The following is a 17,331-nucleotide window of genomic DNA, read 5'->3' as shown; positions in this document are numbered from 1 at the left end:
CTGACCGCTCGGTGTTTTTGATCAGCCTAGAGGGATACTGGCTATTCGCCGCAGATGGCTCATCGCTTCGGGACCGAAAATGACTTCCTCCGGCATTCCTTCACCAGTCACCCTCGTAGTGATATGCCCCTCCTTCACGAGCCGATTATAGGTGCACTTACACATCCTGAAGACCATGACAGAAGCACCACTCTTCGAACCTCCATTACGGGTGACGCCCCACTGGGCCGCCGTGCTGAAGTTCGGGTCAGCAGGGCCCGACACCTTGTAGGTGAACAGGTTGCCTGGCTGTGCGACGCCACCGCCGTTGGAGGAAGCTCTCGCCGCGTCAGTGTCCAGCCCATTGGCATCGATGTTGTTTGCGTGCTCCGTGGTGGTGCCGTGGGCGAAGTCGACCGACTCGTCACAGTTGTGCACCAGGACCGGAGTTGCCGCCGCCAGTACGAAGTACGAGTGGATACCCGTGACCGTGAGGTCGTGCGTGCGCTGGCGCTTCTCGAAGTAGCGGATGCCTTCGAGCGTGAGCGTGTCGCCGTCCGGGGTTCGCAGCGTCATACCGGGCTCGAGATCGCCCGCCTTGATCCACTCGCCCTCGGACTCCACCCAGAACGGGTGCGTCGCCGTGGCGATGAGCGCCGCGGACTTGCCCGACTTGCCCTCGATGGTGAGGTCGACGAATGCCTTGTCGTCCTCGGTGACGATGGTGCCGGCAACCTCGCGGACGGTCGTCACACCGGTCTCGGGGTCGGTCACCGTGACCTTGTCACCGAGCCTGACGTCCTCGATCGGTTTGCTTGTGCCGTCGGCCAGGAGCACCCTCGTGGCGGGCAGGAAGGAGTGACACTCCTTCTTGCGTTTCTTGAGGGCTTCCGCAGCCTTCTTCTTGGCTGCGGACAATGCGTCCTTCGCCTTGGCCAGCCCGTCCTTCGCCTTGGAGACGGCCTTGTTGGCCTTGTACAGATCCTTGGCGCCACCGATGAGGTCGCCCACGAGGCCGACCACTCGCTTCGCGAGCTTGGCGCCCTTCGCCCAGTTCCACGGAGCGCCGTACTTGGCGAGGATCTTCCCGGCGAGACCACCGGCGAAGCTGCCCGCGATGTTCAGCACCGTCTCGCCGCAGGCGCCCATGTCGCCACTGGAGAAACAGTCCAGCGCGGCGTCGATACCGAGGATGTCCCGGACGATTTTGACAAGCGCCTTGCCCGCCGACTTGATGCGCTGCTTGGCCGCGGACTGCTGCTGCTCCGCGCCCGCGACCGCGCCGGCGGCCTCGTCGGCGTTCTTCTGGGCACCCTTGACGGGGTCGGACTTGCCGCCGGTGACGGGCAAGCCACCCCGGCACTCGATGAGGCCCTGCATGCACTCCGGGATGGCCATGCCGCTCGGGTCGGCATGGGTGACGGGGCTGTTGTTGGCGTAGGCGTAGCCGTTGATCTGCTGCGGTTGGGTGTAGTCGATCAGCGGGTCGACGGAGATGAACTTGCCGATGACCGCGTCGTACTCCCTGGCCCCCAAGTGGGTCAAGCCGGTCGACTTGTCGATCGTGCCGCCGACGAAGCCCTTCTCGCCCGGCCAGTTGCCGGTCGCCTCACCGCGCTCGACTCCGAACGGGTCGAAGCGGCGCTGCGAGATCGCACCCGTGGCCGCGTCGATGGCCAGCTCGCCCGTGCCGTGATGGTCGGAAGCGATGAAGGAGACCTTGCCGTCGTTGCTGCGGACGGCGACCGTCTGGCCGGCGTGCGAGTAGTAGCGGGTGGCTTCCTTCCTGGTGCCGTCGGCCGAGAGCTTGAGCTCCATGTCGGGCAGGTACACCGTCGTGCCCGAAGACTCCTTGCGCTGGATCCGGTTGCCGCCCCCGTCGTAGAGGTAGGTGGTTTCGGAACCGTCGGCCTCCTTCGCCTTGGCGAGCTTGCCGGCGTGGTCCCATTCGAGCGTCTGGGCGTCACCACCGATGATGCGCTTGGTGGTGTTGCCCGAGTCGTCGTACTCGTACGTCGACTGCCGGTCACCGGTCGGCGTGTTCTCCACGACCTTGGTGAGCTGGTGCGGGCCGTCACCGGCCGCGCCCGCCGCGCCGTAGGTGTACGTGCGGGTGACGTTGTTGACCGGGTTGAGCCCGGTGTCGGGCACCGTCTCCGAGGTCCGGTTGCCGATGGCGTCGGTGACGTACGACTTCCAGTACGGCGCAGGTCCGCCGAGTGGAGTGGCCCCAGGGGCCGCCTCACAGGCCTTCGGGCCCTTGCCCTCGACCGGCGCGGTCGAACCGAGGGTGCCGTTTCCGGCCGCGTCGGCCGAAGTGGACGCCGGGCTCCAGGCCTGCTCAAGCCGCTGCCGGCTGTCGTAGCCGAAGCACTGAACGTCCGGAGCGGATGCGTTCGCCGTGTCCGAGATGGACAGGACGTTGCCCGCCTGGTCGTAGGAGAAGTTCGACTCCTTCGCGGGAGCGGACGCTCCGTAGACATCGACGACGGAGCGGGTCAGCCGGTCCGTACCCGTCTCGTAGTCGAAGGTCTGCCAGACCTTCTTGCCACTGCCGGTCGACAGTTCGAGCTGCTGGAGCTGGCTGTTCTTGGAGTAGACGGTGTTGGTGACGTACGAGGTGGACCCCGTCATCGATGTCGGACGCTGAAGCTCGTCGTAGCCGTAGGCAAGAACCTCGGCAGGCAGGTCACCCACTGCCGGAAGGCCGCTCGACTGCAGTGTGCCGTCACGGTTGTAGGCCGATGTGAAGGTGTACGTGCCGGCGAGTCCGCCCTGCGACGCGGGCACCACATAGGCCGTCTTGAGCGGACGGTAGAGGTCGTCCACCGCCTGGACGACGGAGCCGAAGTACTCGGTCGGTGAGACGTAGCTGAGGGTGGCGTAAACCTGCCCGAGCCAGCCGGCCTTGTCGTACCGGATCTCGGTGAGCTTGGTGCCCGTGGTGGGCTCGCCCTGCCAGGTCGTGACGGGGCGGCCGAGCTTGTCGTAGACCGTAGAGGTCTTCTTGCCCCGGCTGTCCGTGGCCGCGACGGGACGGTCGAGAGCGTCGTACGCGGTGGTCGACGTTCCCTCGTCCGGGTCGATGCTCTTGGTCTTGCGGCCGAGCTGGTCGTACTCGTACCGCCACTCGTTGCCCTTGGCGTCGGTGACCGTCTCCAGTTTGTTCCTGGGCGTGAACGTGTACTTGGTGACGTCGTAACCGGACAGCGGGTTCGGCGACGCTCCCCGGTAGTGCCAGATCTCCTTGGTGTTGCCCGCGGCATCGGCGATCGTCGTCGTCGGCACGCCGCCGGTCGGCGGGTCGACCGTGGTCCGCTCGCCGTCGTACGTGGTGGTCGTGCGCCACTGCTCGACGCCGGAGACCGCCATGATCTGCGCCTTGGGCCGGCCCAGACCGTCGTACTCCATGAGGCTCTGCGCGCCCACCTCACCGTTGTGGACGATCAGCAGCTCGTCGGAAGGAGCCCCAGCCGCGTTGTACGTCGCGTTGGTCTTCTTGATCTTGCCGGTGCCGTCGTAGAACGAGTCGGCGACCATACGGGTCCCGCCGGCGCCCTCCGTCTGGAGCTGGCGCGGCCGCAGCAGACCGTCGTAGAGCTGGTACTCCGAACCGTACGAGCCGTCGTTCTCGATCTTCTCCGTCTTGATCGCGACGACCTTGTCGCGGCGGACGTTGTACGAGTACTTGATACTCGGCGTCTGCGTCTTCGCCCGGTCCGGCAGCCAGACCGAGGTGAGCCGGCCGAGGCCGTCGTACGCCAGGTCGGTGCGCTTGCCGTTCGGGTCCGTCTGGCCGGCCGACATGCCCCAGGCCGGGGCGTAGTCGGTCGTGGTGACATGCCCCAGCGCGTTGGTGTTCTTCGCCTGCGAGATCAGACCGTTGACGTCCGTGTAGGCCGTCTTGGTCTCCGTGGCGGACGCGTCCTTCTGCGAGAGCGGACGGCCGTAGGCGTCGTAGGTCGTGGTGCCCGTGACCTGGTACGTGCCCGTGGTGCCGTTGTGCGAGGTCAGGCGCTCCGTCGTGGTCGCGTCGCCCTTGGTCGGTGCCTCGCCGAACGCCTTGCCGTCGTACGAGGTGCGCTCGTCGGCGTGGACCTGCGTCTTGCGGTCCGGTGTCGCCGAGCACTTCACGCCGACAGACTCACTGCGCGAGAGCAGGGAGAGGATGTTCTCGCCGACGTTGTCCGCGTACCAGGTGCGGGTGCAGGTGTCGTCGTTCGGAGTCGAGACGTCGCCCTGGTCGTCGACCTCGGTGACGCGGCCGGTGCCGTTCGCCGTGTCGTACTTCGTGGTGGTCTTGGCCTCCCGCCAGCTGCCGTTGGACAGCAGGCTGAACCCGCGCTCCGTCTCGGACCTGACGATCGCCGAACGCGTGGTCCCCCAGCTCTTGGTCTGGGTGCCGGTGTAGTGCTTCCACGGCGTGCTGATCGTCTTGGCGACCAGCTTGGAACCGTCGTAGGTGGCCGCCTCCAGCTGGTGACCGGTGAACTCCTCGGCGTCGGTGTACTCGGTGCCGGTGGAGTCGGCGACCTTCACCGAACGCGTGCCGCCGTCCGGGTCCTTGTCGCCGTCCATGCCCTGCAGGTACGTGTAGTCGACCCGCGACGTCTGGTTGTCGGCACTTCCGCTGGTGACCTTGACCTTGCCGTAGCCCTGCCAGCCACCCCACGTGAGGTACTTGTCCTCCGTGATGCCGTCCGGCTTCGCCTTACGCCAGGCCGCGTTGCCCTGGTAGTCGTAGCGGGTGACGAGGCTGTCGCCGCCGCCCGTACGGTCCGTCTCGACGATTTCCGCGACCACGTACTTGTGGAACCAGTCCGTGATGGGCTCGATGTTGCCGGGCGGCGCCCACTTGACCGGGTAGCAGCGCTTCGTCGACTCGCCCGGCTTGGGCAGTGCGCTCTTGGTGCAGTCCACCGGGGCGTAGTTGACGTCCAGCTGGGCGCCCGTCTCGCTCAGCACCGCCGCCAGCCGGAAGCGGTGGAACGGGGCGATGTTGTCGCCGATCGCGTCGACGCGGTTGACGAGCTGCTGGCCGTACAGCTCCAGCGTCGGGAGCTTCGCCGCCGTGCCGACCCGGCCCTCGTGGTCGATCTTCGACAGCCACAGCGTCTTGGAGTCGTCACCGTTGTCGGTGAACAGATGGGTGAAGGTCCACGCGTCCACGTCCTGGTAGTTGGTGGCGTCCTTGCGCATCTGCGTGGTGATGCCGGTCAGCCGCTTGGTCGTCCAGAAGGTCTGCCCCACGGTGCACTTGGTGGCGGCCTTGCACTCCTGGTCGACCGGGGTGTCCGGCCAATAGGCGGCGTTGGCCTTGGTCCGCTTGCTCTCCGCGCAGTCGAAGTCCGCGGTGGGCAGGCAGCGCTCGTCGGTGTTGAACACCACGCGCGCCGGGGCCTTGGCCGCGTAGACCTGGCCGTCGCGCTGACCGTAGTCGACCCGCTTCAGATAGCCGCCGCGGTGGTACGCGGTGCCGTTGACGTCCGTCTTGCCGTTGAGCGCGTAGTAGTTCGTCTCGGGGGCGTAGTAGTAGGACATCACGTTGCCGTGCGTGTCCTTGACGTAGTCGAGGCTCCAGCGCCAGGCCTGCTTGCAGTGGGCGCTGGTGAACGTGGCGTTGTAGCAGGGCTCGCCCGAGTCGTCACCGAAGACGGGGGCCGTCCAGGTGGAGTCGGTCACCTCGTTTCCGGAGGCCCAGCCCGGCAGGCGGTTCAGACCGAAGTAGTACTCGGTGCCGTCCGACGTGGTGACGCGCCAGTGCTCGCCGTCGTTGTCGCCATTCGTCGCACCGGTCAGCTTGTCGACCTTGGTGCCGTCGTCGGACGAGAATTTCCACTGGCCGGTGGCGTCATCCTTGATGAGCTCACTCGAGGTTCCGTTGAGCAGAATGGTGGCGTTGTCGAACGCCCAGCACTGCTCACCGGACCCGGAGTGGCCGTCGTCCGAGCACGGCTTGTAGCGGCGCTCGATGTAGCCGGGGTCGTACGAGAAGCCCTCACCGATCCAGGAGCCCTGGTTGTTGGTCGCGGAGGTGCGGCCGTCGGCGGACTGGGACGAGTAGCCGAGCCCGACGCTGGGCGTCAGACCGCCCGGCGTGGGGACGGAGCGCAGCGGATAGCTCCAGCTGAAGCCGCCCGAGGAGTTGGCGACACTCCAGCTCGCCGACGGGGACAGGGCCGTCGCCTTGTAGGTGCCCTGGGCGGAGGACGGACCTGCGGCCAGCGCGACGAGCGAGGTGCTCTGAACCGCCATGGTCGAGGGCCCTGAGGGCACCGGCGCCGCGGTGACCTCGGCCGAGACCGTACGGTCCTCCGCGTTGTTCACCGTGGCCAGCGGCTTCGGCAGCTCGGGGCAGGCCTTGCTGCCGGGCTGCGCGACAGCCGCGCACGCGGGCAGCTGGACGAGGTGCAGGCGCGCGCCGTAGTCGCCGCCGAAGCCCTCGGCGAAGGCGGAGTAGCCGACGTTCAGGCGGACCTTGGCGGCCTGTGCCTTGTCGTCGGCCCGCTCCACGCGCAGCAGTGCCCCCGCGCCCAGTGCGGCGGCGCGCTTGGGGTCCAGGACGTCGACCTTGACCTTGTCGGGCAGCGGAGCCGCGCCCTTGGCCGCCGCCCGGTTCTTCGCGGCCGGCGCCTTGACGGCGGTGACCGTGACGGGCAGTCCGCCGACCTTCACCTCGGGCGGGGCCTTGACGGCGGCGACGGGAAGTTCCGCGCTGGCGCCCTTGGGCCAGGTCGCCTTGTCGAGTCGCTTGACCGCGGCCTTCTTGGCCCGGTCGGCCGGGCGCGCCTTGGCCTTGGCGTTCTTGCCCTTCGCAGGGTCGCCGAAGTCCTGGACACCAGGCCTTCCCCGGCCCTTTTCATCGGCGTACGCGACAGCCTGGACCGAGGACCCGGTCAGGGCCAACGACAGGACCATCACGGCCGAACTGAGCAAACGTCTGGGTATGCACCGGTTCAACAACCGGCCCCGATAGGACATCACGTGACTCCGCACTCGAAGTGGGCAATGAAAACCGAAAAAGAGAGGCGGGTGTGCCGGCCCCCGCGCGGGGGCCGGCACACCCGTAATGCGGCTTACATGTCCGGCAGTGCCATCGGGTTGGCCATCTGCAGGATCGCTGTCCTGTCGGCCGCTCCGCTGTAGACACGGACCTCGTCGATCGCGCCGGCGAAGTACTCGCTGCCGCCGCCGAGTGCCGAACGACCCACCTGCAGGCCGCCGGTGGCACCCCAGAGGGTGTCCTCGGTGCCGTGCGCGGTGGCGGCGAGCATTCCGTTGACGTACAGCCGGATCTCGTTGGCGAAGGCGTCGTAGACCACGGCCAGGTGCTGGCCGGCCACGTCGGTGTCCGGGAGTTCCTGGTCGTCGTGGAAGACCGCCGCACTGGAGGTGGCCGAGTCGGAGGTGGCGACGGCCAGCTCCCACATCGACGGGGTCTCGGCGTCCGGCGCGGGCCGGTAGCGGACCGCGAGGCGGTTCGCGGCCGTGCCGGGCAGCGAGAGCACCGTCTGTGCCTTGACCGGGTCGAGCGAGGTGAGCTGGGCGCGCGCGGTCACGGTGAAGCTGGCGGCTCCGGTGACCGGGGCGGTGGCGGTGGACGCGTAGTCCCCGGCGCCGTCCAGCAGCAGGTGGCCGGCTCCGACCATGGGGAACGGATCCTCCGACAGCGGATCGGTCGGCGCGGTGTGGATCTTCGCGTCGCCCGCCAGACCGAGGACCGGCCCGTTGCCGGTCTCCGCGGAGGTCCGGTTGGTCTCCGCGTCAAGCTGCCAGTAGCCCTTGCGGTCCGGCTTGACCGTCATGAGCTCCGCGACCTGCGCCGCGGGCAGCACCCGGTCGAAGACCCGGACCTCGGCGAGGTCACCGACGAAGTTGTCCCGGTAGCCGCTCTTGGCCGTGGAGCGGCCGATCTGGAGCGGACCGTACGACTTCCACACCGAGCGCCGCTGGGCGACGCCCTTTGAGTCCTTGTTGATGTACAGCCGCAGCTCGCTCTTCTGCGCGTCGTACACGCCGGTCAGCAGGACCCACTGGTCCTTGACCACGGAGACTCCGGTGGACACGGCCTTCCACTTGCCGAGCGAGTCGACGTCGGTGACCGGTACGGAGAACGACCAGGTGCCGACCGTGTGGTCGTAGCCGAGGGTGAAGCCGGGCTCACCGGTGCCGTCCTGGCTCACGATCGTCATGTCGCGGTCGAGGGCCGTCGGACGGACCCAGGCGCTGACGCTGAAGCTCTTCGAGGAGTCGAGCACCGTCTCGTTGGCGTCGGCGAAGGCGTTGCCGGAGCCGTCGAAGCGAGCGGCCGAGTCGGCCTTTCCGCCGGGGCCTTCGACGCCGAAGCTGATGCCGGTGCCGGCGTCCGCCGAGAACTCACCTGTCTCGTCGTGGGCTTCGGTGCTGCCCGCACCGTCGGCGAAGTTCCACTGGCCGGCGACCGGCGTGCCCTCGGTCACCAGGAACTCGTAGTGCGCCTTGGTGCTGGGGTTCTCGGCCTTGTCGACCGCGATGACATCCACCCAGTGGCGGCCGGAGCGCGTCGGCATCCAGTTCACCGAGGCGGGGCCGCCGGCCGTCGCGGCGTTGATGGTGGTGGCCGGGCTGGCCGTGCTGTCGAACGCGTACCGGTACTTCACGACATCGGTGTCCGGCACCGAGTCATTGGGGTTCGGCGAGAAGGTGAAAGTGCCGTAGGTACCCACACCGTCGTGGTAGACGGTGTCGGACGGGTACTGCTTGGAGAGCACATTCGGCTTGCCGGGGAGCGTCCTGTCGTACATGAACTCGCAGCGAGTGGTGTCGCCGTCATAGCTCCATGGACCGTAGCCGTCACCGTCGTACGCCCGCGCGCTCCAGTAGATGACCGTGTTCTGCGGGATCGTCGACTTCACCGTGTGGGTGAACTTGGTGTTGGGGGTCGGCGCCAGCCAGGAGGGAGTGAGATACGTGTAGCTCTTCGCCTCCTTGGAGACCGGGTCCGTCCACTCCACCTTGAACTCGACCTTGACCTTGTCGGTCTGGCCGTTCGCGTGGTCGGGGTCGCTCGCCACGGCCTGCAGCTTCGGCGGCACCTCGGCGTACGGCCGGCCGGCGCCCGTGTCGCAGATACCGCCCGGGTCGCTGGACAGCGTGGTGATCTTCCGCGGCAGGTTGTTGTAGCTGATCGACAGGTACGCGTTGCCGCAGATCCGCTTCCACTCCGCGAACCGGCTCTCGTCGGCGGCGCGCAGACCCAGCGTCATCGACGACCAGCCTTCGTTCGCCGCGGTCCGCACCTCGCTGGTGAGCTCACCGGTGGAGCCGCTCTCGAAGTGCAGGTTCGCCTGGCTGGAGCAGGACGTCGGCGAGATGGCCTTGTCGACGGTCCCGATGTGGTCCGTCCAGTCGTCCTGGGTGTTGGACCAGTTGCTGGAGGAGGTGATGGTGTAGTTCTTGCCGCCGATCCGGTACAGCCGGATGGGCTCGGCGGTCGGGGACGCGCTGTAGATGTGCGCGACGCGGGCGGAGAAGCTCGCGCCCAGGATCTGCTTCCCCTTGTAGAACGACACCGGCATGGTGAAGAGCAGACGCCGTACGCCGACACCGTTGCAGGAGACCGGGTTGTAGTCGGTCGGGCACTTGCCGACGCCGGCGCTGTCGGAGTACTTCCAGTCCTGCTCACTCGGCATGCCGGACATCACGCCGGTCCAGGCCGTACGCGAAGTGGTGCGCTGGATGGGGTCGATGACGACCGGGAAGACGGTGTCCTTCGCCTTGAGCAGCTTCTGGTCGGGGACGAGCGACAGCTTGCCCTTGCCCAGTTCGATGCCCAGCGACGCGGTCTTGCCGCCACCGCCCGGACCGGCCAGGGCGGGTGCCGGCGCGACCGAGGGAGCCGGCTCGGCAGCGGCGGCGGACGCGGAAAGCGCCTTGGCGACCGCCTTGGGGCCCTGGGGCTTGGCCGCGGCCTCCTTGACGGCGGCCGAGTCCCACATGGCCGGCTTGCCGGCCTCGAAGACGGTGCCGCCCACCGCGGCGTCCTCGGCCTTCAGGGCGCCGGAGGCGTCTTCCTTGATCTTGAGGCCGTCGGCCTTCAGCCCCAGGTCAAGCCTGGCCAGCTTCGGGTTGGCCGCGGCTTCTGGGGTCTTGACGACCAGCAGGTGGCCGAACCCGTCCGCCTCGGCCCGGACCGTCAGGTCGACTCCGGGCAGCGCGTCCACATAGGTGGCCGTCTCCCCCTTGATCACCGGAGCCGACAGCTTGCCGTACGGCCAGGTCAGGGACAGCTCGCGGCCCGCCTGGTTCATGGTGACGAACGGCTTGCCCGCCTGGCCCCCGGAGAACGACAGGGCCACGGCGGCCGCCTTCGGCCCCACGCTGCCGTCCGACCGCTTCACCAGGGTCTTGTCGATGTCGACCCACTTGCCGCTCTGCACGGTGCGGATGGGATCTGTGTACTCACGGGCCGTGAAGGTGCCGTTGGGCTCGGCGAAGATCTCCCGGCGCGCGGTGCGCATCCCGAGGACTTCGACCTTCTTACCGCTCTTCTTCGCCGCCGCGAGTGCCTGGTTCTCCGTCTGCACCGGCTTGCCGGAAGCGACCGATGTCTGCCCGGGCTCCTTGGCCTCGGAGTTGCCCGGCAGGGCCGTGAAGCCACCGGTCAATACAGCGCCCGCTGCCACAGCGGCCACCGCGCCACGCAGCACGAGGCTGCGCCTTATTCGTCTGGACACGCGTCCACTCTCCATGTCGCTCATCAACGGACCGCCGCTCCGAACGCGACGTCACCCGCGGGGATTCCGGCCTCGCCGGGCTTCCAGGTCTGTGTGGGGGCACCACCGGACGCCACGTTCCACGGGAATCCGTAGACCGCGTGGCCGTCGGCGGGGCCGTAGGGCATGCCCACGTACAGCAATGACGGGCTGCTCGCCAGGCTCATCCCGGCGAGCTGCCGGGGGGCGGGCTGGGACGGAATCCCGTAGCCCGGGTCGATCCAGTTGTCGGACGCGCCGACTGCGCCGACCAGCGGGAAGATCTGTACCCCGCCCTTTTCCGGGTGCTCCTCCGAGGACTCCTCGCCGGGCACGCCGACCGCAAGCCGCGTCGTGGTGGCGGAAGCGACCGTGTTCGGCGACGAGTTGGCCGCGGCCACCCGCTGTCCGAAGAAGTCGCCGGCCTCGGCCTCCTCGTCCACACCCTCGGCGTTCTGGTCGATCCACGCGGTCTGCGTGAAGCTCCCCGAGGCCGTGACCCGGAACACCTGGACGGCGCCCGCGTCGACGGTGGTGGACAGGTCCTCGCCCGGAACGCCGACCGCGAGCAGGGACTCCGTGGTCGAGGTGGCGCCGGAAGGGCGGTACGGAACCATCGCGAGCGACGTACCGAAGCCGTCGCCGACCTCCTCGGCGCCCTGGACGGCGTCCTGGTCCTGGCCCAGTCCGACCAGCGGCTTCGGATAGCCGGACACGAGGGTGTGGCTGAAGACCGCGACGCCTCCGGCGAAGGTCGTCGTGCCGAGCGCCTCGCCCGGCGTACCGACGGCGAAGTGGGTGGGCGTCGCGGCGAGTGACGCACCGAACCGGTCGTCGATTTCCGCCACACCCGGCACCGCTCCGCCGGCCTCGGTGTCCTGGTGGATCCCGACGACGGTCTGCGCGGTGCCGGAGACGTAGAAGAACGCCCCGGCGTCCTCGACCGTGCCGATCGACTCGCCCGGAGAGCCGATCAGCAGATACGGCGTGCCGGCGGACGACTTGCCCGCGGCCAGCGCGTAGCCGGTCCAGTCTCCCGCCTCGGCGGCACCACCGAGCGTCGCGGTCTCGCCCTGGATGTGCTCCTTGACGGCCTTGCCGCCGCCGATGCCGGTCGGGGAGCCGTAGACGATCTGCACCCCGCCCGCGTCGGCGTTGGTCGAGATGTCCTCATAGGGCATTCCGACGGCGAGATCGCTGCAGCCGTCCGCGTCGGCGTCGTAGACGGCGAGCGCGTACCCGTACTGGTCGCCCGCCTCGGCGGCGCCGGGCACTGAGGCCGTCTCCTGCGAGAGCTCCAGGGTGCCCTTGCCACCGCCGTACACGACGCGGACGAGTCCGGCCCGCTGTACGCCCGCGACGGTCGCCTCGGGGTCCGCGATCGCGGTGTCGCGCACACCGTCACCGTTGAAGTCCGACTCCACGCCCGAGCAGCCGGCGGCGATGGCCGCCGCGGGCGGTGTCAGGGGCGTTCCGGGCCCGAAGCAGAGCGCGAAGGCTGTCAGGACGACAGCACTCGCGCCGCCGGCGGTACGCCGTCGAATCGCGCCCGGTAGCGGGCGCGTTGGACTGGTCACTGAGATGTTTCCCCTCTCACTTTTACCTGCGCTGTCAGCGCACGAGCGCGCCGAACGCAACGTTCTCCGCCGGGATTCCGCCTTCGCCCGGCTTCCAGGTCTGGGTGGGCGCACCGCCGTTCGGCGTGTTCCACGCGAAGGCGTGGACGGCCCTTCCCTCGGCGGGCCCGTAGGGAATGCCTACGTAGAGCGAGGCCGGGCTCGCGCCGAGGCCCATGCCGACGAGCGTGCGGGGAGCCCGGGGGGACGGAATGCCGTCGCCGGGTGCGATCCAGCTGTCGGCGGCGCCGGGCTCGCCGAGCATCGAGAACAGCTGTACGCCGCCCTCCTCCGGGAACTCCTCGGTGGACTCCTCGGCCCGGTACTCCGACGGCGAGGCGCATGGTCGTGGCGGTACTGACCACGTTGGTGGCGGTGTTGACGGCCGCGAGTCGCTGCCCGAAGAAGTCGCCGGCCTCAGTGTCGCCCTCGACACCGGGCTGGTTCTGGTCGATCCACTTGAGCAGCGTGACGGTGCCGTCGGCCTTGATGTGGTAGAGGTGCACCGCACCGGCGTCGACCGTGGTCGACAGGTCCTCGCCGGGTACGCCCACGGCGAGCAGCGAGTCGGTCGTGGTGGCCGCGCTGGCGGGCCGGTACGGCGCCGTCGCCAGCGATGTGCCGTAGCGGTCGTCGACCTGGGCGGCGGTGTCGGGCCCAGGAGTGCGTCCCTGCCCCATGCCGAACAGCGGGTCGGGGACTCCGAGGGAGTTGATGGACGGGCGGAAGGCGATGACGCCGCCCGCGGACTCCACGGCTCCGATCGACTCGCCGGGGGCCCCGACCACGAAGTGCCGGTCGGTGGCGGAGATGGACGCCCCGAACCGGTCGTACGCCTCGGCCTCCTCCCAGACACCGGTGGTGTCCTGGGAGACGCTCGCCACGTCGTACGCGGTGCCGTAGACATAGTGGATCATCCCCATGTCGGCGCCGCCCGCGCCGTCCTCGCCGGGGACCCCGATCACCAGGAAGGGGAAACCGGTCGCGGACTTGCCCGCGGCGACGGCGTATCCGACCCAGTCCTCGGCCTCGTAGCCGCCGCCGAGCTTGCCGTCGGAGCCCTGCCGGAAGCCGTAGCTCCCCTGGCCGCCCGAGGCGATGCCGGCCGGCGAGCCGTAGATGAGGTGGACCAGGCCGGCGTCCTTGATGGTGTTGCCGACCAGGTTGATGTCCTCGTACGGGATGCCCACGGCGATGTCGCTGCAGCCGTCGAGATTGGCGTCGTACACGGCGAACGAGAAGCCGAACTGGTCGCCCGTCTCCGCTCCGTCGGAGACCTCGGGCGAGTCCTGCGACAGTTCGAAGGTGCCCTTGCCGCCGCCGTACACAATGCGGATGAGCCCTGCCCGCTCCTTCCCGGAGACGGTGGCCTCCGGGTCGGCGATGGCGACGTCGCGGATTCCGTCGCCGTTGAAGTCGGACTGTGCCCCGGCACAGGCCGTGGCCGCCACCGCCTGCGGCGTCACTGCCGCTCCCTGCCCCAGCACGGAGAGGACGGCCGCCAGAGCGACGGCCATCACCCCCCGGCCCGTACGTTTACCGACCCGCGGCATCGTTTCCCCCACACTCCGTCCGCGCCGGACTGTGAGAAGCCGGCGGGAACCTCAAATGACCGATGGAGGCGTCACCGGACCGCGTCGTCCGGAGAACCCCCCGCCTCCGGGCGGTTGTGAGGAGAAGGTGTGGGTGCCGCGCAGGCCGACGACACGGTCGGCGCACACCGCGCCGAAGCACCCCAGTTGCGCTTCCCCACCCCGGACCTGACGTTCCCCAACCCCAACCAGCCCGTAGAAGCGGAGGAGGACTTTTCCATGTGTCATGGACCTGCACAAGAACACATGTCGGACATGATCGTCTCCACGTGATCACAGATTGGTCACATTGCCTTCGCAGACATCATTGGTTCCTCACTCGGCGGGCCACGTATGCTCAGCCCGCCAAGCCCCGCGTGAAAGGCAGCACAGTGAGCTACAGGGTCCAGCCCACCGCCCAGGTCGACGAGACCGCCGAGATCGGCGCCGGGAGCAGCGTCTGGGAGCTCGCCCAGATCCGTGAGGGCGCGCGGCTCGGCGAGGGCTGTGTGGTGGGGCGGGGTGCCTACGTCGGCACCGGCGTCACGATGGGCGACAACTGCAAGCTGCAGAACTACGCGCTGGTCTATGAGCCCGCCGAGCTCGGCGACGGTGTCTTCATCGGTCCCGCCGTGGTGCTCACCAACGACCACAACCCGCGTTCCGTCGACCCCGAGGGCAAGCAGAAGCGCGGTGGCGACTGGGAGGCCGTGGGCGTGAAGATCGCCGACGGTGCCTCGATCGGCGCACGTTCGGTGTGTGTCGCCCCGGTGCGGATCGGGCGCTGGTCCATGGTCGCGGCGGGCGCGGTCGTCACCAAGGACGTACCGGATTTCGCGCTGGTCGTCGGCGTGCCCGCCCGGCAGATCGGCTGGGTCGGCAAGGCCGGCGTCCGTCTGATGGAGCGTGCGGACGAGTCCGGCGTGTGGGAGTGCCCGCAGACCGGCGCGGTGTATGTGGAGAAGGACGGCGTCCTCGACGACCGGAGCTGACACCCGTCCGGCTCGCCACCACCTCCCTCCTCCCACCCTCTCCTCGCCGCAGAGCCCGCCCCGGGCTTCGATACCCTGGGGCCCTGCGTCATGTTGTGCGAAGGGAACCAGATGAAAAGCCACGTGCTCTATCTCGCGCTCGGAACGTACCGGGTACGGGCAGCACGCGAGCATGTCAAGGAACTTGCGTCCTCCGGCTCGCAGGTCGTGCTGGTCGTCGCGGACTGTGAGGAGTGGGCGGAGACCGCCGACGACCTCTCGCGCCTGGACGGCGTGGAAGTCGTACGGCTCTCCCTCGACAAGCACGGCTCGGCATGGCCCGCCGCGAAGAAGCTGGTCGGCGACAAGTCGGGGCCCTTCGCCACGGCCGAGCGGCTGATCGCCGGTGACGCACACGCACTGCCGACGGCCTGGGCGGCCATCCGGCGGCGGCCGGAGCTCACGCTCGAGCTGGAGCCCGCCAACACGGACGGTCACACCGCGGAGCCTTCGGACCTCGCCGTGATCACCCCCTGGTACCCCTCGCCGAACAACCCGTACGCCGGATCGTTCGTCCAGGCGATGACGGCAGCGGTGGCCGGCCAGTTCGACCGGGTCACCGTCCTGCACACCGAGGACTGGTCGGGCCGGGCGCACCCCGCGCTCAATGACGCGATCAAGGTCACCGTGGACCGCCTCCAGGAGCGCTCGGACCTCATCCCCGTCGTGGAGTCCGCAGAGGGCACCGTCGTCCGGATCCCCGTGCCGCTCACCCACCGCAAGAACTACAGCCCCTGGGTCGCCGCCCAGGAGAAGGCCCTGCTCCCCGCGCTGCCCACGGGCAAGATCGAGGCCCCACTCGTCCACGCCCACACCGGCATCTACGGCGGCGTGCTGGCTCTGCACCTGGCCAGGCCCGACGCGCGCGTGGTCGTCACCGAGCACTCCTCGTTCCTCGACAAGGTATTCGCGCAGCCCGCCGCCCTGGAGCTGTACGGCGAGGTGCTGGAGCGGGCGGACGCGTTCCTGTGCGTCAGCTCCCGGCTGCGGGAGCAGATCGCCGCGGAGTTCCCGGCGTACGCGCACAAGCTCAGCGTCGTACCGAACATGATCGACTTCGGTCGCTTCACGCCTGGCCCGGAGCGCTCGGCCGAGCTGCTCAGCTGGCTGTACGTCGGCCGGCTGATCAAGCCGAAGGGCGTCGACGAACTGCTCGAAGCCTTCGCTCTGGTGGCGAAGAAGGAGCCGCGGGCGAAGCTCACCCTGGTCGGCCACGGCCCCCGCGAGGATGACCTCGTCGCCCGCGCCGAGCAGCTCGGCCTCGGCGACCGCGTCAGCATCCTGCCGCCCGTGTCCCCCGAGGACGTCAACGCGCTGATGCACAAGCACGATCTGCTCGTGCACGCGAGCAAGGGCGAGACGTTCGGTATGACGGTCGTGGAGGCCGTCGCCGCCGGCCTGCCCGTCCTCGCCACACGCAGCGGCGGCCCGCAGGAGAGCCTGGCCGGCATCGAGTCCAAGGCCGGCGCGTTCATGGACGTCAGCAAGGACCCCAGGGTCATCGCCGACGCCTACTGGCAGCTCAGGAAGGACGCGGCCGGGATCGACCTGCCGGCGGCCCGTGAGGTGCTGGAGAGCCGGTTCGGCACGGAGGCGGTGGCCAAGCAGCTCCTCTCGGTCTACGAGGGCACCCCGCTCCCCGCCGCACAGGTGCCCCTCCCGGCCCTGGCCGAGCAGCCCGAGCAGCCCGAGCAGCCCGAGCAGCCCGCCGAGAGCGCCCCGACGGTCACTCAGAAGCAGGACGAGAAAGCCCCTGAGAGCACCGAGCCGGTCGGCCGCGCGGTCATCCTCGCGCTGACGCCGCCCGGCAAGCCGCGCCGCATCGTCGACTTCGCCAACTACCTGACCGAGGTGGGCGTCGAGGTCACCCTGGTCTCGGGCAGGGCGGGCCAGTTCTGGCAGCGCGCGCAGCTGGACTCCCGCGTCCCCGTAGTGAGCATCGAGGCCGCCGAGAAGAAGCTGCGCATCCCACGCGGCGAGCGCTTCCTCGTCTACCGCGCCCCGCGCGCGGTGCTGCGCAAGGCCCGCAGGGTGGCCGCCCGTAACCGCAAGTCGATCACTCCCGAGCTCGCCGTCGCGTCCGTCCAGCGGGCGCACACCAGGGCCGCCAACGCCTTCCACAAGAAGATCTTCAACCGTGGATACCGGGAGATCCGGCCGCAGCTGCTGTCCCGTGTGGCCAAACGCGCCGCCCTTCCGGAGCTGCGGCTCGACCTCGCCGACCATGTGTTCGTGAGCGACATCAACTCCACGGTGACGGGCTGGAAGTGGGCCAAGGCCCACCCGCACCTCACCGTCACGATGCACATGGACCGGGAGATCTACGCCCCGAAGGACGAGAAGGACGAGTAGGCGCCGATGCCGACGGCGAAGGCCCCGACCGGAGTTCCGGTCGGGGCCT

General features: G+C 69.0%; 7 protein-coding genes. 3 read left to right on the top strand and 4 right to left on the bottom strand.

Going from position 1 to position 17,331, the window contains the following annotated elements:
• Nucleotides 1-21: 21 nt before the first annotated feature.
• The 4 genes from QFZ67_RS26395 to QFZ67_RS26380 all read right to left on the bottom strand — a co-directional run bounded on the left by QFZ67_RS26395 (nt 22) and on the right by QFZ67_RS26380 (nt 13,845).
• Nucleotides 22-6,915: a polymorphic toxin-type HINT domain-containing protein gene (locus QFZ67_RS26395; RefSeq protein ID WP_307663551.1), complete on the bottom strand. Its 6,894-nt coding sequence runs from the start codon at nt 6,913-6,915 to the stop codon at nt 22-24.
• A gap of 140 nt (nt 6,916-7,055) precedes the next feature.
• Nucleotides 7,056-10,694 (bottom strand): LamG domain-containing protein, encoded by a 3,639-nt coding sequence (locus QFZ67_RS26390; protein ID WP_307663550.1) that lies wholly within the window; start codon nt 10,692-10,694, stop codon nt 7,056-7,058.
• Nucleotides 10,695-10,717: 23 nt separating this feature from the next.
• The gene (locus QFZ67_RS26385; RefSeq protein WP_307663549.1) at nt 10,718-12,289 is read right to left on the bottom strand and encodes a VCBS repeat-containing protein; all 1,572 of its coding nucleotides are present in this window, start codon (nt 12,287-12,289) and stop codon (nt 10,718-10,720) included.
• Nucleotides 12,286-13,845 carry a VCBS repeat-containing protein gene (locus QFZ67_RS26380; RefSeq protein WP_307663548.1) on the bottom strand — a complete coding sequence of 520 codons (1,560 nt, stop codon included), beginning with the start codon at nt 13,843-13,845 and terminating at the stop codon, nt 12,286-12,288. The genes QFZ67_RS26385 and QFZ67_RS26380 overlap by 4 nt, the downstream gene beginning before the upstream one ends.
• A 165-nt stretch (nt 13,846-14,010) precedes the next feature.
• On the opposite strand from QFZ67_RS26380, the gene QFZ67_RS26375 reads away from it, so the two are divergent.
• The 3 genes from QFZ67_RS26375 (at nt 14,011) to QFZ67_RS26365 (ending at nt 17,282) form a co-directional block, all read left to right on the top strand.
• The gene (locus QFZ67_RS26375) at nt 14,011-14,193 is read left to right on the top strand and encodes a hypothetical protein (RefSeq protein ID WP_307663547.1); all 183 of its coding nucleotides are present in this window, start codon (nt 14,011-14,013) and stop codon (nt 14,191-14,193) included.
• 98 nt (nt 14,194-14,291) lie between these two features.
• The gene (locus QFZ67_RS26370) at nt 14,292-14,891 is read left to right on the top strand and encodes an acyltransferase (protein ID WP_307663546.1); all 600 of its coding nucleotides are present in this window, start codon (nt 14,292-14,294) and stop codon (nt 14,889-14,891) included.
• 111 nt (nt 14,892-15,002) lie between these two features.
• The gene (locus QFZ67_RS26365; protein ID WP_307663545.1) at nt 15,003-17,282 is read left to right on the top strand and encodes a glycosyltransferase; all 2,280 of its coding nucleotides are present in this window, start codon (nt 15,003-15,005) and stop codon (nt 17,280-17,282) included.
• Nucleotides 17,283-17,331 lie beyond the last annotated feature (49 nt).

The sequence above is a fragment of the Streptomyces sp. V1I1 genome (assembly GCF_030817355.1).
Classification (GTDB): Bacteria; Actinomycetota; Actinomycetes; order Streptomycetales; family Streptomycetaceae; genus Streptomyces.
The sequence above is the reverse complement of the archived record's forward strand: the minus strand, read 5'-3'. Positions and strand labels throughout refer to the sequence as shown.